Consider the following 20,251-nt stretch of genomic DNA (forward strand, 5'->3'; position numbering starts at 1 on the left):
GCCATAGCGGAGGGGAAACGCCCGGCTCCATTCCGAACCCGGAAGCTAAGCCCTCCAGCGCCGATGGTACTGCACTCGTGAGGGTGTGGGAGAGTAGGACACCGCCGGACTAAAATTAGATACAGGAGAAGACCCTCGGGTCGGTGAGCAGCAATGCTCCCGGCACGGGGGTCTTCTTCGTGTCCGCACACCGCGGCGTTCTGCGCACATCGCCGCACTCCACACGGCGCGAACTCCGCACCGGAATACCACCGCGGGGCGGCGGGACCGTCGACCCCGTGCCGTAAGGTGGTTGCCGTGCGTGTCGTGATTGCCGAATGCCAGGTCGACTACGTGGGCCGGCTGACCGCCCACCTTCCCATGGCCCGGCGCCTCATCCTGGTCAAGGCCGACGGTTCCGTGAGCATCCACGCCGACGATCGTGCCTACAAGCCCCTGAACTGGATGAGCCCGCCCTGTTGGCTCGAGACGGCACCGTCGGACGCGGAGTCCGAGGGCCTGCCCGAGGGGCACCAGCTGTGGATCGTTCGGAACAAGGCCGAGGAGCAGCTCCGCATCCTCATCGGCGAGGTGGAGCACGACAGCAGCCACGATTTGGGCGTCGACCCGGGACTCGTGAAGGACGGCGTCGAGGCGCACCTCCAGGAGCTCCTCGCGGAGCACACCCACACCTTCGGCGAGGGATACACCCTCATTCGGCGTGAGTACATGACGGCGATCGGCCCCGTCGACCTGCTGTGCCGGGACGCCGACGGCGGCACGGTGGCGGTGGAGGTCAAGCGGCGAGCGGAGATCGACGGCGTCGAGCAGCTCACCCGCTACCTCGAGCTCCTCAACCGGGACCCGCTGATCGCGCCCGTCACGGGGATCCTCGCGGCCCAGCAGGTCAAGCCCCAGGCGCGGACCCTCGCCGAGGACCGGGGCATCCGGTGCGTCACCGTCGACTACGACGTGCTGCGCGGCACCGAGGACACGTCCTACAAGCTCTTCTGATGGGCCGCAGGCCCGTGTCCCGCAAGCGTGCTGCGGCGCGAGAGGGGCATCGCCCGCTGAGCGGGGGAGGATTCGGCTCCAGGGTCGAACTGGGCGACGAGGCGTACCAGGTCCGGACGGTCACCGGTACGGGCGCGGTCAAGGAGTACCGGTGCCCGGGATGCCACCAGGCCATTCCGACGGGAACCGCGCACGTCGTGGTGTGGCCCGCCGCAGAACACGGGGGCGTCGCCGACCGACGACACTGGCACAGCGGATGCTGGACCAGGGAGGCCGGCCGGCGGGCGCGCTGACTACCGCTTCACGGTGTTGATCGCCACGGTGTCCTGCGTCGAGACCGTCGGGGATCCCGACGTCGACGGGGACGCGTCCGGCGATGCGGTCGTGATGGCGACGGTGTCCGCCGACGCGAACTCGTCCGTGCCCAGGACCTGCTGGGCGCGCTGCGCCGCCGTGGGGCCGTCGTCGTCGACGTGCTCGGCCTTCGGGGCCGGCGCGGCACTGAAGGGCGCGGCTTCGATGCGCTTGTCGACGACCTGCGATTCGCCGTCGCCGGTGGCGAGTGCCTCGGGGACCAGCGAGAGCTGGCGGCGAACCGTCTCGAGTTGATCCAGGATCGAGGCGCGCAGCGACTGCATGTCCTCCGTGATCCGCCGGGCGTTCGCGACCTGTGTTGCGATGCGGGCGTTGGTGTCCTCGAGCTTCTGCTCCGCGGTGGCGTTCGCGGTGTTGAGCGTCTGCTCCGCGCGCTCGTTCGCGGAGTCGATGCGCTCGCGGGCCTCCTCCTTCGAGGCCTCCTCGAGCTCGGTGATCGTGCGGATCGCCTTGTCGCGCCGCATCGACATCGCCATGTCGAAATCGTTCTGGACACGCTCGCGGTTGTCCGCTGCGGATTGCGCCAGCTTCTCCGCCTCGGCCTTCGCCTCCGCGGTGATGCGCTCGGCCTCCGCGCGCGCCTGCTCCATCGTCTTCTCGTGCTCGCGTTCCATGGCCTCGCGGCGCGCGGTCATGTCGGCGCGGAGGCGATCGGCCTCGCGACGGGTGGCCTCCGCCTCCTGTCGCGCGAGCGAGCGCATCTCCGCCGACTCGTTCTCGGCCGCGGCGCGGATCTCCGACGCCTCGTCGGAGGCGAGCCGCATCATGCGGGCGATGCGGTCGCTCATGCCCTCGGCGCTGGTGGGCGGGACGCTGAGCCGGTCCACCTCGCGGCGCAGGTTGTCGATCTCGTCCTGCGCCTCGTCGAGGAGGTCCGTCAGCTCGCGGGCGTGGGCCGACGCGGCGTCCCGGTCCGCAGCGAGAACGCGCAGTTCAGCCTGGTAGCGGTGGAACTGCTCGCTGACCTGGTCCCGGTCGTACCCGCGCAGGACCACCGCGAACGGTGCGGGTGCCGGGCCACCCGATGCGTTGTCCGAATTCGCCATGCACCGATGGTACGTGGGCTGCGCGTGCGCGCGGCGTCAGCAGTCGCAAAAGGTCCGAATTACGGGCCGGTTCAGGTCACCGTGCGGGTTCGACCAGTTCGACCAGGATCCCTCCCGCGTCCTTCGGATGCAGGAAGTTGATCCGCGAGCCCGCCGTGCCGTTCCGGGGGGCGTCGTATAGCAGGCGCACGCCCTGCTCCTGCAGGTGCGCGGTGACCGCCGCGAGGTCCGAGACGCGGTAGGCCAGCTGCTGCATGCCCGGCCCGTTGCGGTCCAGGAACTTCGCGATCGTCGACTCGGGGGTCAGGGGAGCGAGCACCTGCAGCTGGGCCTGGCTCGACGGTGCGCCGTCGGCCGCGAGGAGGGATGCGGGGGAGAGCATGCCCTCGCGGACGCCCTGCGCCTCGTTGATCTCCTCGTGCGTGCAGACCATGCCCAGCACGCGGGCGTACCACTCGAGGGCGGCGTCGAAATCGGACACGGCGACACCGACGTGATCGATGCCCAGCAGGTACTGGGCGGGAACCCCGTGGGCCGCCGGATGCGATCCGTGGCCGTCGTGATCGGAGGACTGCGATTGGCTCTCTGTCATGCCTCGAATGTAGCTTTGAGGTGGAAGACCCATGCCCACTAGGAGGAACGAAGTGGCTTCGTCCGCACCCCATCAGGATCCCACGGTCATCGTCGCCGGCGCCCGGACGCCCTTCGGCAAGCTGCTCGGCTCGCTCAAGTCGCAGTCCGGCACCGATCTGGGTGCGGTCGCGATCCGCGGCGCACTGGAGAAGAGCGGCGTCGACCCGCAGACGATCGACTACGTGATCATGGGCCAGGTCCTCACCGCAGGTGCCGGGCAGATGCCCGCGCGCCAGGCCGCGATCGGCGGCGGCGTCCCGTGGGACGTCCCCACTCTCACCATCAACAAGATGTGCCTGTCGGGCATCAACGCCATCGCGCTCGCGGATCAGCTGATCCGTGCCGGCGAGTACGAGGTCGTCGTGGCCGGCGGCCAGGAGTCGATGACCCAGGCGCCGCACATCCTCACGGGCAGCCGTGAGGGCCACAAGTACGGCAGCATCGAGATGCTCGACCACACCGCCTACGACGGCCTGCACGACGTCTTCACGGATCAGCCGATGGGCGGCCTCACCGAGCAGCTCAACACCACCGACACCGTCACCTACTCGCGCGAGGAGCAGGACGTCTTCGCCGCCGACTCGCACCGCAAGGCCGCCGCCGCCTGGGCCGCCGGCAAGTTCGCCGACGAGGTGGTCCCCGTCGAGATCCCGCAGCGCCGGGGCGAGCCGATCCGCGTCACCGAGGACGAGGGCGTCCGTGGTGACACCACCGCCGAGTCGCTGGCGAAGCTGCGCCCGGCCTTCGCCAAGGACGGCAGCATCACCGCCGGCAACGCCTCGCAGCTCACCGACGGCGCCGTCGCCGTCGTCGTCATGCGCAAGAGCAAGGCGCAGGAGCTCGGCCTGCCCTACCTCGCCGAGATCGGCGCGCACGGCGTCGTCGCCGGCCCCGACTCGTCGCTGCAGCACCAGCCGTCGAACGCCATCAAGAAGGCCTGCGACAAGCAGGGCATCACCCCGGCCGATCTCGACCTGCTCGAGATCAACGAGGCCTTCGCGGCCGTGGGCCTCGCGTCCACCGCGGACCTGGGCGTCGACGCCGACAAGGTCAACGTCGACGGTGGCGCCATCGCCATCGGTCACCCCCTCGGCGCCTCGGGCGCCCGCATCGTCCTGCACCTCGCGCTCGAACTCGCCCGCCGCGGCGGCGGCACCGGTGCCGCCGGCCTGTGCGGCGCCGGCGGCCAGGGCGACGCGCTGATCATCACCGTTCCCCAGCAGTGAAGGAAGCCGTGAACACCAAGAACCTCATCACCTCGTTCAAGGTCGTCGCCGTCGTCGAGGCCCTGACGTGGGTCGCGCTGATCATCGGCATGATCATCAAGCGCGTCAACGACGAGCCCGGCGCGGTGCGGGTGCCCGGCATGGCGCACGGCATCGTCTTCATCGTGCTGGTGATCCTCACCTTCGCGGTCGCCCGGGCACTCACGTGGGATGTCAAGACCCTCGTCCTGGGCCTGGTGGCGACGGTCGTCCCGTTCTGCTCCGTGGTCTTCGAGGTGTGGGCGCAGCGCGCCGGCAAGCTCGACGCCCCGGCGGCCGCGGCGACGGCGGCCGAGCCCGCCGACGCGATCGGCGGTTAGTCCGGCACGGCGCCTCGCCTGCAGGTACCTTGAGTCGCTGACCGGCGCTGTGGAGAGGTGGGGCACATGGTGGACATCCTGGGCGGACTGCCCGGCGGGAAGGCGCTCGAGGCGTCGGTGAACCGCCTCGCGGCGACCGCGCGCAACGGCTTCGAGGTGCTCACGCAGGGCGGCCTCGAGACCGGCGCGAAGCCCTCGCAGTTCACCGTCGTCGAGCGTTCACCGATGTACCGGCTGCGGCGCTACTTCGCGGACCGCGCGCCGGACCCCGCACAGGACGACCGGCCGGTGATCCTGCTGGTGCCGCCCATGATGGTCGACGCCAACGTCTTCGACGTCACGGAGCACAACGGCGCCGTCTCGGTGCTGCACCGCGCGGGCCTCGACCCGTGGGTGATCGACTTCGGTGCGCCCGACCGCGAGGAGGGCGGCCTCGAGCGCAACCTCGCGGACCACGTCGTCGCCATCTCCAGGGCCATCGACCAGGTGACGGCGCTGCGCGGTCGCGACGTGCACATCGGCGGCTACTCGCAGGGCGGCATGTTCTGCTATCAGGTCGCCGCGTACCGGCAGTCGCGGTCGATAGCCAGCCTGGTGACCTTCGGCAGCCCCGTCGACATCTCGGCCGGCCTGCCGTTGGGTGCGCCGCCGGCGCTGGTGAACAAGGGCGCCGAGTTCGTCGCCGACCACGTCTTCAACCGCTTCTACCTGCCCAGCTGGATGGTGCAGCGCGGTTTCGAGATGCTCAACCCGGTCAAGGCGGTGCGGTCGCGGCTGGACTTCGTCCGGCAGCTGCACGACCGTGACGCCCTGCTGCCGCGCGAGGACCAGCGCCGCTTCCTCGAGGCCGACGGCTGGGTCGCCTACGCCGGGCCGGCGGTGGCCGACCTGCTCAAGCAGTTCGTCGTGCACAACCGCATGCTCACGGGTGGCTTCGCGATCGACGGCGAGGCCGTCTCGCTGGCCTCGATCACCTGCCCGGTGCTGGCCTTCGTCGGGCTGTCCGACCAGATCGGCCGGCCCAGCGCCGTACGCGGCATCCTCCAGGCTGCGCCCAAGGCGACGGTCTACGAGGCGCAGGTCTCGGCCGGGCACTTCGGCCTGGTGGTCGGCAGCTCGGCCGGCGCCGTCACCTACCCGACGGTCTCGCAGTGGATGAACTGGCTCGAGGGGCGTGGCCCGCAGCCGGAGAACGTCACCGAGATGCAGCCGGACGACGGCCGCGACGTGGGCGTCAATCCGCTGGTCGCGGGCCTGGGCGGCATCGCGACGGTCGGCTTCGTCGCCGCGCGCGACGTACTCGATGCGGCGTCGGGGGCCGCGGCGGGCGCCACCGCCGTCGCGCGGGAGGTCACACGCGGCCTGCCGAAACTCGCCCGCCTCGGGCAGCTGCAGGCGCACACCCAGGTCTCGCTCGGCAAGCTCCTCGCCGAGCAGGCCGCGGGAGACCCGCACGGCGAGCTCTTCCTCTACGAGGACCGCGTGCACACCAAGCAGGCGGTCAACCAGCGCATCGATCGCGTGGTCAGCGGCCTGATCCAGGTCGGTGTGCGGCAGGGCGAGCACGTCGGGGTGCTCATGCACACCCGGCCCTCGGCGCTGGTCGCGATGGCGGCGCTGTCCCGGCTCGGGGCCGTGGCAGTGCTGCTGCCGCCCGGCACCGACTACGCCGCGGCCCTGCGCCTGGGGGAGGCGACCGCGATCGTCACCGACCCGGAGCACGCGGAGGATGCGGTGGCCGTCGCCGAGCGCGTCTTCGTCGTGGGCGGCGGCGACCGGCGCGACCGTCCGGGGGCGGCGGGGCAGGACCTCGGCGCCGAGCTGGTCGACCTGGAGCAGGTCGATCCCGACAACGTGCGGATCCCGCGGTGGTACCGGCCCGATGCCGGCCTCGGGCGCGACCTCGCCTTCGTCATGTTCTCCGAGGTGGGCGGCCGCCTGCGCGCCAAGCGGGTCACCAACGGCCGGTGGGCGCTGTCGGCCTTCGGTACCGCCTCCGCCGCGCGGCTCTCGCACAGCGACACCGTCTACTGCCTCACGCCGCTCAGCCACAGCTCGGGCCTCATGACGAGCCTCGGCGGCGCGCTGGCGGGCGGCTCGCGGATCGCGCTCACCCGGGACTTCGACCCGGACAGGTTCATGGTCGAGGTGCAGAGGTACGGCGTCACCGTCGTCTGTTACACCTGGAACCTCATGCGGGCGGTGCTCGACACCCCCGGACTGGAGATCCCGCGCTACCACCCGGTGCGCGCCTTCATCGGCTCCGGGATGTCGGCCGAGCTCTCGCGGCGCGTGGGCGAGGCCTTCGACGCCCAGGTCATCGAGTTCTACGCCTCCACCGAGGGCGAGATCGTGCTCGCCAAGGTGCGCGGCGGCAAGCCGGGCGCGAAGGGCCGGCGCCTGCCGGGCAGTGCCGACGTCGCGCTCGTGGACTACTACTTCGACTCGGGCCGGTTCGTCGAGGACGGCGACGGCTTCCTGCAGGAGGTGGGCGACGGCGAGGTGGGCGTCCTCATCGGCCGGGCCGACCCCGATGTCACGCACCGCGACGTGCTGCTGCGCGGCGTCTTCCGGCCGGGCGACGCCTGGTTCTCGACGGGGCACCTCTTCCGGCGCGACGAGGACGGCGACTACTGGCTGGTCGACGACGTGCGCACGGTGGCGGTCACCGAGCGGGGGCCCGTCTATTCGATCCCCATCACCGACGTGCTCGAACAGCTCGGGCAGGTGGACCAGGCCGTCGTCTACCAGGTGCCGGGGGAGCAGCCCGACGGTGCCGACCATCCGGGCACGGGCGGCGCGCCGCGCGTGGTCGCCGCCGTCACCCTGCGGGGCGACGCGGAGCTCACCGCCGACGAGATCACCGACGCCTTCGCCGGACGGCACGGCCAGTACCCGGATGCGGTCCACATCGTCGACGCGGTGCCGCTCACCAGCTGGTACCGGCCCAGAAGGGCCGAGCTCGCCGCCGCCGGGATGCCCGAACCGGGCCCCGCGTCGTGGCGGTTCGACACCGAGCAACTGCGCTACCTCTGACCCCGGAGCCCGGGCGGTCGCCGTCGGCGGCCCCCGCGGCGGGCGTGCCAAGATGGAGGGGTGACTACACCTCGAGGCGCTTCCAGGCAGGATCAGGAACGGGCATTGCGCACGGCCGCGGCGATGGCGGGCGCGGTCGACCTCTCGGGCCTCAAGGCCCGTGCGGAGGCGAAGGCCGCGCAGCAGGCACGCCCGGCATCGTCGGGTGAGGACGCGCCCGGGGCCGCCTCCGGGCCCGGCGTCGTCGACGTGACGGACCAGAACTTCCCCGTCGAGGTCATCGACCGGTCCGGGAACGGGCTCGTCGTGGTGCTCCTCGCGGCGTCCTACAGCGAGCAGTCGCAGGCGATGTCGGCGGTGCTCGAGAAACTCGCCGCCGACGACGCGGGCCGGTGGACGCTCGCCCGCGTGGACGTCGACGGTGCGCCGGGCGTCGCGCAGGCCTTCGGCGCGCAGTCGGTGCCGATGGTGATCGCGGTGGCCGGCGGGCGCGCGGTCACGGCCTTCGCCGGCGCGCAGCCCGAAGCGGCGGCCCGGCAGTGGCTCGACGACGTGCTCTCGCAGCTCCCGCCCGAGTTCGGTGGCGGCGTGACGGCGGGCGAGGCACCGTCGGATCCGCGGCGCGAGGCGGCCGAGCAGCTCGCGGCGGACGGCGACTACGAGGGCGCCCGGGCGGCGTACGAGGCGATCCTGCACGCGAACCCGGGCGATGCCGAGGCGGCGGCCGCGGTCAAGCAGATGGCCTTCTTCGCCCGCGCGACGAAGGGCGAGCCGGGCGCGATCGAGCGGGCGGACGCCGGCGGCGCGACGGGCGCGGAGGCGGTGGAGCTCGCGCTCGCGGCGGCCGATGAGGAGCTCCTGGCGGGCGCACCCGCGCGCGCCTTCGAGCGTCTGATCACCGCGATTCGAACCACCTTCGGTGACGACCGCACGGCGCTGCGCACCCGCCTGTTGGAGCTGTTCGACCTGTTCGACCCGGCGGACCCGGTCGTGCTGGAGGCGCGGCGCGGGCTGGCGGCCGCCCTGTTCTGAGCCGGCCCGTTCCGGCCGGGCCCACATCTTCGCCGTGGGTTTGCGATACTTACCCGCGTGTCTGACTACGGTGTGTCCCGTCGCGCGATGCTGGCGGGGATCGGCGGGCTGACCCTCGCGGGCGCGCTGGCGGCGTGCGGCGGCAACACCGGTCGGGGCGGCGCGGGCGGCGACGTCCGCGCCTGGTTCCACCAGTACGGCGAGCAGGGTGCCTCCGCGGCCCTGGCGCGCTACGCCTCCCAATTCCCGGGCGGCGGGGTCCGGGTCGACTCCTTCCCGGGCGATTTCGATCAGAAGATCTCCTCGGCCCTCGTCAGCGGCGACGGTCCGGACGTCTTCGAGTTCGGGAACGGGCCCACCATCGACATGATCGCGGCCGGTCAGGTGGCCGATCTCACCGATCTGCTGGGCGATGCCCGGTCGGACTTCACGCCGGCGCTGCTCGACCGGATGACGTACAAGGGCCGGGTGTACGGCATCCCGCAGGTCACCGACATGCAGCTGCTGGTCTACAGGAAGTCGATGCTGGACCAGGCGGGCGTGGTGCCCCCGCGCACGCTCGACGAGCTGGTCTCGGCCGCGCGGGCGCTCAACCGCGGTACCGTCAAGGGGCTCTTCCTCGGCAACAACGGCGGCGCCGACGTGCTCGGCGGCGTGCTGCTGTGGTCCTCGGGCCACGACTACCTCACCGCGGACCGCCGGCCCGGCTTCGTCGACGAGGAGGTCGCGGCGGGTCTGCGCACGATGCGCGCACTGTTCACCTCGGGTGATCTGCTGCTCGGCGCGCCGCAGGACTGGTCCGATCCCGGTGCCTTCATCGCGGGCCAGACCGCGATGCAGTGGACGGGGCTGTGGTCCCTGCCCGCGATCCGCGCGGCCCTCGGCGACGACTTCGGTGTGAAGCCCTTCCCGGCGATCGGGCCCAACGGCGGGACCAGCGTGCCCTTCGGCGCGTACGGCGCCGCCGTCAACGCCCACGGCGACGTGGAGCGCGCGAAGAAGTTCGTGCAGTGGCTGTGGGTGCAGCGCACCGATCTGCAGCTCGACTGGGCGCAGAGCTACGGCCTGCACGTCCCCGCGCGCCGCTCGCTGGTCCCGCAGGCCACGAAGCTCGCGACGGGCCTGTACAACGAGGCGGCCGACCTGGTGAACACCGTCGGGCATCCGCAGACCCCGCTGCTGTGGACCCCGCGCAGCTCCACCACGTACCGGGACGCGCTCGACCGGGTGATCCGCAGCGGCGCGGATCCGATGACGGAGCTGCGCGCGGTCGCGACGGTGGTCGAGAAGGAACTCGAGCGGTTCCCGAACTGATGTCCGTCCGCCCGGTCCGGCCCGCCGGATCCCGCGTCCGCGGGGCCCTGCGCGATTCGCCCCATCTCTGGTTCTGGGTGATGACGGGGCCCTTCCTGCTCGGGCTCCTGGTCTTCGTCGTCGTCCCGATCGGCTGGAGCGTCTGGCTGAGTCTGTTCGACGCCCACAACACGGTCACGCCGACGCGGTTCGTGGGGCTCGACAACTACCGGGACATGCTGGGCGACCCCGCCTTCCGGTCCAGCCTGCTCACCTTCGTGGTCTTCGCCGCGGTCGTCGTGCCGCTGACCTTCGCCGGCTCGCTCGCGCTCGCGGTCCTGGTGAACGGCGTGCGCCGCTTCCAGCCCTTCCTCCGGTCGGTCTTCTTCCTCCCGGTGGCGTGCAGCTACGTCGCCGCGTCGCTGATCTGGCGGGGCGCGATCTTCCCCGGCGTGCCGACAGGCGTCGCCAACTCGGCGCTCCGCACGGTGGGGGCCGAACCCGTCGCCTGGCTGTCGGTGGTGGATCCGCCCTGGTACTGGCTGGTGCTGGTGACGCTGCGGCTGTGGCTGCAGCTCGGCTTCTACATGATCCTGTTCCTCGCGGCCCTGCAGCGCGTGCCGAAGCAGCTGTACGAGGCGGCCGCGCTCGACGGGGCGTCGCCCTGGACCGTCTTCGCCCGGATCACGTTCCCGCAGCTGCGCGCCGTCTCGGTGGCGGTGCTGCTGCTCGCGACGGTGAACGCCTTCCAGGCCTTCGACGAGTTCTACGGCGTGATGGCCACCGCGCAGGGCTACCCCCCGTACGCCCGCCCGCCGCTCGTCTACCTGTACTACGTCGCGGTCGGCAACGGTCAGGACTTCGGCCACGGCGGCGCGGGCGGCATCCTGCTGACGGTCCTGATCGGGCTCATCGCGCTCGCCCAGGGGCGGTTCACCGGCCTGTTCGGGCGACGGGAGGAACTGTGACCGGCGGCGCCGCGCGGGTGGTGCGCTCCGTGCTGCTGATCGGCCTGGCGGCGCTGTTCCTCCTGCCGCTGTACCTGCTGGTCCGGGGTGCGATCGGGACCTCGATGGACGTCGCGACGGGGGACTGGCTGCCGCGGGCGCCGGTCGGCGACAACGTCCGGGCGATCTTCTCCGACGAGGCGCGCCCGCTCGGCCGCGCGCTGCTCAACTCGACGACGGTGGCGGTGCTGCAGACGGTGGGGACGATCGCCGTCGCGCTCCCGGCGGGCTACGCCTTCGCGCGGATCCGCGTCGCGTACGCGGGCAGGGTCTTCGCGGTGGTCCTCGCGACGCTGCTGGTCCCGGCCGCGGTGACCTTCGTCCCGACCTTCGTCATGGTCTCGACGCTCGGCTGGGTGTCGTCGCTGCGCGGCTTGGTGATCCCCGGCCTGTTCCAGGCGACGGCGGTCTTCCTGTTCCGGCAGCACTTCCTCGGCCTGCCCCGGGAGTTGGAGGAGGCGGCGGTGCTCGACGGGGCCGGACCGGGCCGGATCTTCGCGGCGATCGCGCTGCCCGGCGCGGGGCCCGTCACGGCCGCGGTCGCCACCATCACCTTCGTCGGCAGCTGGAACGCGTTCCTGTGGCCGCTCGTGATCGGGCAGGACCCGCAGTCCTGGACGGTCCAGCTGGTGCTCTCGAGCTACATCACGGCGCAGTCGGTGAACGTGCCCGCGATGTTCGCGGCGGCGCTGGTATCGATCGCCCCGCTCCTGGCGTTCTTCCTGGTAGCGCAGCGTTGGATCGCGGCGGGAGTGGAGCGGACGGGCATCTCCGGCTGAGCATCGAGTGGCCCGGGTCACTGCTTCTCGACCCCGCCGACCGGGACACGCCGGGCGCGCTGATAGGTGGATTCACTGGCTCTATCGGTTGCTCCGGCTTAGTCTGAACCGGTTCTGCCTCGCCCACAGCGGGCCGGGCGAGAGGAGACGATGATGTCGGTCACCGAGCATCGCGGAGTCAGTGCCCAGTCGGCGCTGGCCATCGCGGGCGCCCGCCTGCTGCTCAAGCCGCTGATCGGCCTGTACCCGGTGCGGTCCTGGTCCTTCGGTCCTCTCGCGCTCGGGGAGGGCCTCGCCAAGCTGATCGGCTGGATGCCCGGCGACGTCGAGGTCGATCGCATGGAGCTCGCGGGAGTGCAGGTGGAGCGGCTCGTTCCGACGTCCGGCACCCTCCGTTCCGACACCGCGATCTGCTACTACCACGGCGGGGCCTTCCTCGCCGGCGGGCCGGCGACGCACCGTCGGGTGGCGGCGGCCCTGGCCCGGGCGCTGGGCGTGACCGTCTACAACGTCGATTACCGGCAGCTGCCCGACGTGGGCGTCAGCACCTCCGTCGACGACGGCTACCGCGTGTACCGCGCGGTCGCCGACTCCGGCCGGTACCGCCAGGTGGCGGTCGGCGGCGATTCGGCCGGCGGCTACATCTCGGCCAAGGTCGTGGAGCTCGCGCACCTGGACGCGGCCCGCAGCCCCGTCGCCTACTTCGGCTTCTCGCCGCTGCTCACCCCGACCGTCGAGGACGGCGACCCGCGATACGAGATCGACGACGCCTACCTCACCGTCGGCAAGCTGCGGGGCCTGCGCGACTTCTTCGACCGCGGCCCGGTGGCGCCCCGCGGCCACGACGACGCGACCGAGATCGACCCCGCGGCCTTTCCCGCGACGCTCGTCATCGCGTGCACGCAGGAGATGCTGCGCGTGGACGCCGAGCGCCTGCACGCCCGGCTGGACGGCGCGGGGCAGCCCTGCGACCTGCACCTGTACGAGGGCGGGGTGCACGCCTTCCCGGTGCTCGCCGGAGCGACGCCCGAGAGCGCGCAGGCCGTCCAGATCACGGCGCTGTTCCTCGAGGCCGCGTTCGAGGCGCGCCTGCAGCGCCGCGCCGCGTAGGTCCGGGCGCACCGACCCGGCCGAGCCGCCCGCGCGGCCGGACAGCGGCGGCTTAGGCTGGGGACATGCTGCTGCCCCACATCGTCACGCCCGTCCCGCCCGGATCCGATGGTGAGCCGGCTGTCACCGTCGGCGGGCGCACGCTGACGCGGACGGAACTGATCGGTGCCACCACCGCCGTCGCCGAACGACTCGGTGGACTGGGCGTGCGCGGGCCGGTCGCTGTGTGGGCCGAGCCGACGCTCGCCACGGTGATCGCGATCGTCGGAGGGATCCGCGCCGGCGTACCGGTGGTGCCCGTCCCGCCCGATTCGGGGACGGCCGAGATCGCCCACGTACTCTCCGATTCCGGCGCGCAGGCATGGCTCGGTACGACGCCCGCCGATCCGCACGGGCTTCCGGCCGTGCCGGTGCGCGAGCACGCCCGCGGCTGGCACGCGCTGCCCGAGCCGGCGGGCGAAGCGACGGCCCTGATCATGTACACCTCCGGCACGACGGGCGCGCCGAAGGGAGTCCCGATCCGCCGTGCGGCGATCGCGGCGTGCATCGACGGCCTCGCCGACGCCTGGGACTGGACCGCGAACGACACCCTGGTGCACGGCCTGCCGCTCTTCCACGTGCACGGGCTGATCCTCGGCGTCCTGGGGCCGCTGCGCGTGGGGAGCCCGCTCGTGCACACCGGGAAGCCGACGCCCGAGGCGTACGCCGCCGCGGGCGGCACGATGTACTTCGGCGTGCCCACAGTGTGGTCGCGCATCGCCCGCGATCCGGAATCCGCTGCGCCACTGCGCGATGCCCGCCTGCTGATCTCCGGCAGCGCGCCGCTGCCCGCGCCCGTCTTCGAGAAGATCCGCGAGCTCACGGGCCACGAGATCGTGGAGCGCTACGGCATGACGGAGACCCTCATCACGGTCAGCGCCCGCGCCGACGGCGAGCGTCGCCCGGGGTGGGTGGGCCTGCCGATCGCGGGGGTCGAGTCGCGGATCATCGCGGAAACGGGCGGGGAGGCTCCGCACGACGGAGAGACGATCGGGGCACTGCAGATCCGCGGCCCCATGGTCGGCACGCAGTACCTCGGCCGCCCCGAGGCGACGGCCGAGTCCTGGGTGGGCGAGGGCTGGTTCGACACCGGCGACGTCGCGGTCATCGACCCGTCGGGCTTCCACCGCATCGTGGGCCGCGCGTCCACCGACCTGATCAAGACGGGCGGCTTCCGCGTGGGCGCCGGCGAGATCGAGGCCGCGCTGCTCGGTCACGAGGACGTCCGCGAGGCCGCCGTCGTCGGACTGCCCGACGAGGACCTCGGCCAGCGGCTGGTCGCCTTCGTCGTCTCCGACGGTCCGCGGGATGACGCGGCCGCCACCGCGATCGTGGAGTTCGTGGGGGAGACGCTGTCGAAGCACAAGCGGCCCCGCGAGATCCGCTTCGTCGACGACCTGCCCCGCAATCCGATGGGCAAGGTGCAGAAGAAGCTGCTGCTGTAACCGATCGCCTACGCGCGGTGCGCGGCCTCGGCGAGGAGGAAGTCGTGCAGGTGCCGGGCGGCGGGAGCGAGCGTCGTGGTGGCCCGGGCCAGCGCGATCGCGCGACGGTGCTCGCCGACGAGGGGCACCTCCACCGTCTCCGACGGTGCGCGGTCGTCGTGCGGGAGCAGGGCCACTCCGAGGCCGCGCGCGACGAGCTCGCGGATGGTCGCGAACTCGGTGACCTCGACGGCGATCTCGGGCGCGAAGCCCGCCGCGGCGCACCACTGCTCGGTGCTGCCCCGCAGGTGGTAGTCGGGCGGATTGGCGATGAAGGTCTCGAAGCGCAACCGGGCCAGGTGGATCCGCGGAGCTTCGGCCAGCGGGTGGCCCGCCGGGAGCGTCGCCAGGATCTCCTGCGCTCCGATCACGGTGTGCTGCAGACGCTCCGGCGGCGGAATGGTCACCGCGAGGTCGAGCGCGCCGTTCTCGAGGTCGCGCACGAGGGCGGAGCCGTGGCCCTGTTTGAGGGTGACGGTGATGCCGGGGTGGTCCCGCCGGAACGCGGAGAGGAGGTCCGGTAGATCGCCGGTGCCCATCGTCAGTGGGAAGCCGAACCGGACCGTGCCGTGCTCGCCGTCGCCCTCGTCGACCACCGCGTCGATCGCCAGGGCCAGCTCGTGCAGCGGTTCCCGGATGCGCGCCGCGAGGGCCGATCCGGCGGGCGTGAGGCGCACAGTGCGGCCGGAGTGGACGAGCAGCGGCGTCTTCAGGTCGTTCTCCAACGCGTGGATCCTCCGGCTCATGGAGGACTGCGGTACCCCGAGAGTCTCCGCGGCGCGTGTCATGTGGCCGTCGTGGGCGGCGAGCTCGGCGAGGGCCTGCAGCTGCGGCGCGAACAGGGACAACCATTGATCCATATTCGGATGATACGCGCGCATTACTTCATTGGACGGATGGATGGTCGGGAGCCGACGCTGGAGCGGTACCCGCAGTCGTCCAGGAGGTCTCCGATGCACACGCACTCCACCCAGGGTTTCGATGCCGACGTCGTCCTGATCGGCGGCGGCATCATGTCCGCCACGCTCGGCGCGATGCTCACACAGCAGCGCCCCGATTGGCGGATCGTTCTCCTCGAACGTGCCGACGGTCTCGCTACGGAGAGCAGCGGGCCGTGGAACAACGCCGGCACCGGGCACAGCGGCTTCTGCGAACTCAACTACATGCCGGACCCCACCGACGGCACCAAGCCGGTGTCGATGGTCGAGCAGTTCGCCCGGAGCCGGGCCTGGTGGGACGGACTCGTCGCCACGGGCGGCCTCGACGGCGGTTTCCTGCACACCGTCCCGCATCTCGACGTGGTCTTCGGCGAGCGTGACATGAGTTACCTGCGGCAGCGGTACGAGACGCTGCGCACGCACCCCGCGTTCGCCGCGATGGAGTACACCGAGAACCCGGAGACGATCCGGCAGTGGGCGCCGCTCGTGATGGAGGGGCGCGGGCCGGAATCGATGTGGGGCCGCATGGCCGCCACCCGGCATCCCGGCGGCACCGACGTGGATTTCGGGGCGCTCACCCGCGGCCTGGTGTCGATCGTCACCAGCGCCGGCGGCGAGGTGCGCTACGGGCACGAGGTGACTCGGCTGCGGCGCACCCTCGCGGGCTGGTCGGTGCGCGGGCGGAGTCCGCAGGGCCGGTTCGACATCCGTGCCCGGCGCGTCTTCGTCGGCGCTGGCGGCAACGCACTGCGCCTGCTGCAGAGCGCGCGCCTGCCCGAAGTGCGCGGCTACGCGGTCCTGCCCGTCGGCGCCGCCTTCCTGCGCTGCTCCGATCCCGAGGTCGCGCGCCGGCTCGACGGGAAGGTGTACGGCCAGGCCGCGATCGGCGCACCGCCGATGTCGGTGCCGCACCTGGACCGCCGGTACGTCGACGGTGCCGATCACCTCCTGTTCGGCCCGTACGCGACGTTCAGTACCAAGTTGCTCAAGCACGGACGGCTCACCGACTTCTTCCGCACGCTGCGGCCGGGGAATCTGCACGTCATCACGGCCGCCGGGCTGCAGAACCTGTCCCTCGTGCGCTATCTGATCGGCCAGCTGGCGGCGAGCCGGAGGGCGAAGTTCGCCCAGCTGCAGCGCTTCTACCCGGATGCGGATCCGGCGCAGTGGGAACTCGTCGCGGCCGGCCAGCGGGCGCAGCTGGTGACGCCGGACCGCCGCCGGATCGGCGTCCTGCAGCAGGGGACCGAGCTGGTCACCGGCGCGGACGGCACGATCGCGGGGCTGCTCGGCGCGTCGCCGGGCGCCAGCACCGCGGTGCCGATCATGGAGGATCTCCTGGCGCGGTGGGGTGTCACCGGCGCGGTGGAGCGGGACGAGAACGTCGAGAACTCACCCGCCGCACAGTGAGGTGTGCTTTTCTCCTTTCGGGCGAATGCCCGAATTCGGTTCCGTGTCTAAGGAGACTCGCTATGAATCGCTCCCTCGTCATCGCCTCCGCGGTGGTCTTCGCGTCGATCGGACTGGCCGCCTGCGGCGGCGGCTCCGATAAGGGCTCGGACACCGCTTCGGGAAGCACCGATGCCAAGACCGTCGTCAAGGTGGACGGCAAGGACCTCACGGGCGTCGACCTGAGCAACGTCGGCTGCACCAAGCAGGGCGACCGCTTCGCGATCGGCGCCGGAGGCACCTCGGGCGGCGTCGGCGCAACCCTCAAGTCCGGGAACCCGCCCACCGTCGAGACCGTCGGCATCACCGTCGACGGCACCGCCCTCGCGGTCGGCCCGGGTGTCGGCAAGGCCACCGTCAAGGTCGACGGTGACCGCTACACCATCACCGGTACCGCGAGCGGTGCCAGCATGTCGAACCCGATGGCGGGCATGGTCTCGAAGGACTTCGAGATCATCGTCACCTGCAAGTAGCGCGCGCTTGCGCGACCGCGTCGGCGGGGTCCCCGCGCCACGGCTCACCGTGGCCGGGGGCCAGCTGATCGGCGTCGAGCGCGGCGATCGCGTCGAGGGTCGCGACGGTGCGGGGCACGTCGTGGCTGAAGAAGCCGGGAAGCAGTTGCGGCCCGGTCGATCCCGACAGGGGATGCCCTGTCACCAGCGCGTCGCCCGTGGCGACCACGCCGCCCGGCAGCAGGAAGGCCGTGTGGCCCGACGTGTGCCCCGCGCACGGTACCGGGACAGGCGCCCCCGGCAGGTCCAGCGGCGCCCCGGAGGGCGGCACCGCGAAGGACTGCGCATAGGGCATCGCGACGTGCCCGAGCACTCCGACCCGGGCGACGTCCGCCATCCAGCGCCAGGTGCGCGGACGCCAGGCGATCGGCACCAGGTCGAGCGGCGCCGCCTGCTCGTGCGCCTCGCCGCGGGCGTGCGCGATCTCGTCCGGGTGCGCCAGCACCGGTGTGCCGTACCGCTCGTGCAGCTTCGCGATCCCGCCCACGTGGTCGATGTGCGCGTGCGTCACCAGGATCGCGCGTACGTCCTGCGGTCGCCGCCCGATCGATGCCAGTGCGGCCTCGACCCGGTCCACGTCGCCGGCCCAGCCCGCGTCGATGAGGGTCACGTCGGCACCGTCGACCAGGGCGAGGAAGTTGACGTGCGTGCCGGAACCGAACCAGACGCCGTGCGCGAGTTCGCGCATCACCGGACGGGCTCGGACTTCCCGTCGAAGGTGAGCCACACGGCCGAGTTCGGGCCGAGCACGACCTCCACCGAGGCCTCGCGGCCGTGCCACGACCGCTTCTCGGCGGTGACGCCGCCCATGTTGCCGGCGCCGGAACCCTCGTAGGCCGTGGAGTCGGTGTTGAGGATCTCGCGCCAGGCACCGTCGAAGGGCACGCCCACGCGGTAGCGCTCGTGGGTCTGCCCCGAGAAGTTGTAGAGGCACAGCACGACGGATCCGTCGCTGCCCCAGCGCAGGAAGCTGAGCACGTTGTTCTGCGAGTCGTTCGCGTCCACCCACTCGTAGCCCGACGGGGTGGTGTCCTGGCTCCACAGGGCGGGATGCGAGCGGTACGCGGCGTTGAGATCCCTGGTGAGCGCCTGGATCCCGGCGTGCAGCTCGCCCTCCCAGCCGTCGAGGCTGTCCCAATCGAGGGAACGCTCCTCGGACCACTCACGGACCTGCCCGAACTCCTGGCCCATGAACAGCAGTTGCTTGCCCGGGTGCCCCCACATGTAGGCCAGCAGCGCTCGCACCCCGGAGGCCTTGGTGTGGGCGTCGCCCGGCATCCGCGTCCACAGCGTGCCCTTGCCGTGCACCACCTCGTCGTGACTGATCGGGAGCACGAAGTTCTCGCTCCACGCGTACATCAGCGAGAAGGTGACCTCGTGGTGGTGGAAGTTGCGGTGCACCTGATCGCGCCCCAGGTAGCCCAGGGTGTCGTGCATCCAGCCCATGTTCCACTTCATCGTGAAGCCGAGGCCGCCCAGGTTGGTGGGCCGGGTGACGCCCGGCCAGCTGGTGGATTCCTCGGCCACGGTGACCACGCCCGGGAAGTGCTTGTGCACGGTGGCGTTCATCTCCTGCAGGAACTCCACGGCCTCGAGGTTCTCGCGCCCGCCGTAGACGTTCGGCGTCCAGCCGCCCTCGGGGCGGGAGTAGTCGAGGTAGAGCATGGATGCGACGGCGTCCACGCGCAGCCCGTCGACGTGGAACTCGTCGAACCAGTAGAGGGCGTTGGCCACCAGGAAGTTCCGTACCTCGCGGCGGCCGAAGTCGAAGACGTAGGTGCCCCAGTCCAGCTGCTCGCCGCGCTGCGGATCGCCGTGCTCGTAGAGCGGCCGCCCGTCGAACCGGGCCAACGCCCAGGCGTCCTTCGGGAAGTGCGCGGGCACCCAGTCCATGATCACGCCGATACCGCGCGCGTGCATCACGTCCACGAACTCGCGGAATTCGTCGGGGGTGCCGAACCGGGATGTGGGCGCGAAGTAGGAGGTCACCTGGTAACCCCACGAGCCGCCGAAGGGGTGCTCCGCCACGGGCAGCAGCTCGATGTGCGTGAAGCCGGTCTCGGTGACGTAGTCCGCCAGCTCGTGCGCGAGGTCCAGGTAGCTCAGGCCCTGCCGCCACGAGCCCAGGTGCACCTCGTAGGTGCTCATCGGCCGGTCGGTGGGGATCTGCTTGGCCCGCTCGGCGATCCACGCGCCGTCGCGCCACTCGTGCGTGCTGTGCGTGACGATCGACGCGGTGGCCGGGGGAACCTCGGTGCGCCGCGCCATCGGGTCGGCCTTCTCGACGGTGCCGCCGTCGTCGGTGAAGATCCGGAACTTGTACGCGGCACCGTCGCCGACGCCGGGCACGAAGACCTCCCAGACGCCCGAGGAGCCGAGCGTGCGCATGGGGTACGACTCGCCGGACCAGTACTCGAAATCGCCGATCACGGTGACGCCGCGGGCGTTCGGCGCCCATACCGCGAAGGACGTTCCCGTGACCTCGCCGTCGGGCGTGGAGTAGCTGCGCAGGTGCGCGCCCAGGACGTCCCACAGCCGTTCGTGCCGGCCCTCCGAGATCAGGTGCTGGTCGAGCTCGCCGATCGTCGGCAGGAACCGGTAGCCGTCGGCCACCACGGTGCTGCCCGCGGGGTAGAGCACCTCGTACCGGTAGTCGGCGAGGTCGGAGATGGGGACCTCCGTGCCCCACAGTGCGCCCTGCAGCTGGGCGAGGGGGTAGTGCTCCCCGCCGATCACCGCCGCCACCGCGGTCGCGCCGGGCTTGAGCGCCCGGAGCACCGTGCCGCGGACCGTCGGGTGGGCGCCCAGGATCGCGTGCGGGTCGTGGTACGTGCCGGACAGCAGTCGCGCGGCGGTGTCGGGATCGACGGCCGCTGCGGCGGCGGGGTTCTCGGTCATCGCGTGGGGCCTTCCTCGGCGGTTCGGCGGGCGGCGGAGTGC

Annotated in this window: 18 protein-coding genes and 1 rRNA gene; 14 read left to right on the forward strand and 5 right to left on the reverse strand. The window is 71.8% G+C overall.

The features are described from left to right. From rrf to FK268_RS18075, 3 genes are all read left to right on the forward strand, one after another. A 5S ribosomal RNA gene (gene rrf, locus FK268_RS18065) occupies nt 1-110 on the forward strand; the annotation flags it as partial. Nucleotides 111-297: 187 nt separating this feature from the next. Beyond that, a complete protein-coding gene (gene nucS, locus FK268_RS18070) occupies nt 298-993 on the forward strand; it encodes an endonuclease NucS (protein WP_193560302.1) in 696 nt (231 codons plus the stop codon). Continuing rightward, nucleotides 993-1,286, forward strand: a complete 294-nt coding sequence (locus tag FK268_RS18075; RefSeq protein WP_193560303.1) for an Rv1322 family protein — start codon at nt 993-995, stop codon at nt 1,284-1,286. The genes nucS and FK268_RS18075 overlap by 1 nt, the downstream gene beginning before the upstream one ends. On the opposite strand, the gene FK268_RS18080 is transcribed toward FK268_RS18075, so the two are convergent. Next, nucleotides 1,287-2,414: a coiled-coil domain-containing protein gene (locus FK268_RS18080; protein WP_146436600.1), complete on the reverse strand. Its 1,128-nt coding sequence runs from the start codon at nt 2,412-2,414 to the stop codon at nt 1,287-1,289. It lies immediately after the preceding gene. A 76-nt stretch (nt 2,415-2,490) separates the two neighbouring features. Continuing rightward, nucleotides 2,491-3,006, reverse strand: a complete 516-nt coding sequence (mce, locus tag FK268_RS18085; RefSeq protein WP_146436602.1) for a methylmalonyl-CoA epimerase — start codon at nt 3,004-3,006, stop codon at nt 2,491-2,493. A gap of 52 nt (nt 3,007-3,058) precedes the next feature. Here mce and FK268_RS18090 point away from each other — a divergent pair, with 52 nt between their 5' ends. The 9 genes from FK268_RS18090 to FK268_RS18130 all read left to right on the forward strand — a co-directional run bounded on the left by FK268_RS18090 (nt 3,059) and on the right by FK268_RS18130 (nt 14,373). Beyond that, complete coding sequence (locus tag FK268_RS18090) at nt 3,059-4,273, forward strand: acetyl-CoA C-acetyltransferase (RefSeq protein WP_231707134.1); 1,215 nt, start codon at nt 3,059-3,061, stop codon at nt 4,271-4,273. Nucleotides 4,274-4,281: 8 nt separating this feature from the next. Further along, nucleotides 4,282-4,632, forward strand: a complete 351-nt coding sequence (locus tag FK268_RS18095) for a DUF3817 domain-containing protein (RefSeq protein ID WP_231707135.1) — start codon at nt 4,282-4,284, stop codon at nt 4,630-4,632. A gap of 66 nt (nt 4,633-4,698) precedes the next feature. Beyond that, the gene (locus FK268_RS18100; protein ID WP_146436609.1) at nt 4,699-7,668 is read left to right on the forward strand and encodes an alpha/beta fold hydrolase; all 2,970 of its coding nucleotides are present in this window, start codon (nt 4,699-4,701) and stop codon (nt 7,666-7,668) included. 60 nt (nt 7,669-7,728) lie between these two features. Continuing rightward, on the forward strand, nt 7,729-8,700 hold the full coding sequence (locus FK268_RS18105; RefSeq protein WP_231707136.1) for a tetratricopeptide repeat protein: 972 nt from the start codon (nt 7,729-7,731) through the stop codon (nt 8,698-8,700). Between the two features lie 57 nt (nt 8,701-8,757). Beyond that, a complete protein-coding gene (locus FK268_RS18110; RefSeq protein ID WP_231707137.1) occupies nt 8,758-10,014 on the forward strand; it encodes an ABC transporter substrate-binding protein in 1,257 nt (418 codons plus the stop codon). Next, nucleotides 10,014-10,961, forward strand: coding sequence for a carbohydrate ABC transporter permease (locus tag FK268_RS18115; protein ID WP_146436611.1), 948 nt, complete (start codon nt 10,014-10,016; stop codon nt 10,959-10,961). The genes FK268_RS18110 and FK268_RS18115 overlap by 1 nt, the downstream gene beginning before the upstream one ends. After that, complete coding sequence (locus FK268_RS18120; RefSeq protein ID WP_146436613.1) at nt 10,958-11,779, forward strand: carbohydrate ABC transporter permease; 822 nt, start codon at nt 10,958-10,960, stop codon at nt 11,777-11,779. Before FK268_RS18115 ends, FK268_RS18120 begins: the two co-directional genes overlap by 4 nt. A gap of 153 nt (nt 11,780-11,932) precedes the next feature. After that, nucleotides 11,933-12,889 carry an alpha/beta hydrolase fold domain-containing protein gene (locus FK268_RS18125; protein ID WP_158636149.1) on the forward strand — a complete coding sequence of 319 codons (957 nt, stop codon included), beginning with the start codon at nt 11,933-11,935 and terminating at the stop codon, nt 12,887-12,889. A 65-nt stretch (nt 12,890-12,954) separates the two neighbouring features. Beyond that, on the forward strand, nt 12,955-14,373 hold the full coding sequence (locus tag FK268_RS18130) for an acyl-CoA synthetase (RefSeq protein WP_146436617.1): 1,419 nt from the start codon (nt 12,955-12,957) through the stop codon (nt 14,371-14,373). Between the two features lie 8 nt (nt 14,374-14,381). Here FK268_RS18130 and FK268_RS18135 read toward each other — a convergent pair whose 3' ends face one another. Beyond that, nucleotides 14,382-15,272: a LysR family transcriptional regulator gene (locus tag FK268_RS18135; RefSeq protein ID WP_146436619.1), complete on the reverse strand. Its 891-nt coding sequence runs from the start codon at nt 15,270-15,272 to the stop codon at nt 14,382-14,384. Nucleotides 15,273-15,278: 6 nt separating this feature from the next. Here FK268_RS18135 and FK268_RS18140 point away from each other — a divergent pair, with 6 nt between their 5' ends. Both FK268_RS18140 and FK268_RS18145 read left to right on the forward strand, forming a co-directional pair. Continuing rightward, a complete protein-coding gene (locus tag FK268_RS18140) occupies nt 15,279-16,760 on the forward strand; it encodes a malate:quinone oxidoreductase (RefSeq protein WP_146436621.1) in 1,482 nt (493 codons plus the stop codon). 62 nt (nt 16,761-16,822) lie between these two features. Further along, the gene (locus FK268_RS18145; RefSeq protein ID WP_146436623.1) at nt 16,823-17,272 is read left to right on the forward strand and encodes a lipoprotein LpqH; all 450 of its coding nucleotides are present in this window, start codon (nt 16,823-16,825) and stop codon (nt 17,270-17,272) included. Here the strand turns inward: FK268_RS18145 and FK268_RS18150 are convergent. Together FK268_RS18150 and glgB are read right to left on the reverse strand one after the other, a co-directional pair. Next, nucleotides 17,259-17,999, reverse strand: coding sequence for an MBL fold metallo-hydrolase (locus FK268_RS18150; protein ID WP_146436625.1), 741 nt, complete (start codon nt 17,997-17,999; stop codon nt 17,259-17,261). The genes FK268_RS18145 and FK268_RS18150 overlap by 14 nt on opposite strands. Next, on the reverse strand, nt 17,999-20,209 hold the full coding sequence (gene glgB, locus FK268_RS18155) for a 1,4-alpha-glucan branching protein GlgB (protein WP_146436627.1): 2,211 nt from the start codon (nt 20,207-20,209) through the stop codon (nt 17,999-18,001). The genes FK268_RS18150 and glgB overlap by 1 nt, the downstream gene beginning before the upstream one ends. Nucleotides 20,210-20,251: the final 42 nt, after the last annotated feature.

Source organism: Tsukamurella sputi (assembly GCF_007858445.1).
GTDB lineage: Bacteria > Actinomycetota > Actinomycetes > Mycobacteriales > Mycobacteriaceae > Tsukamurella > Tsukamurella sputi.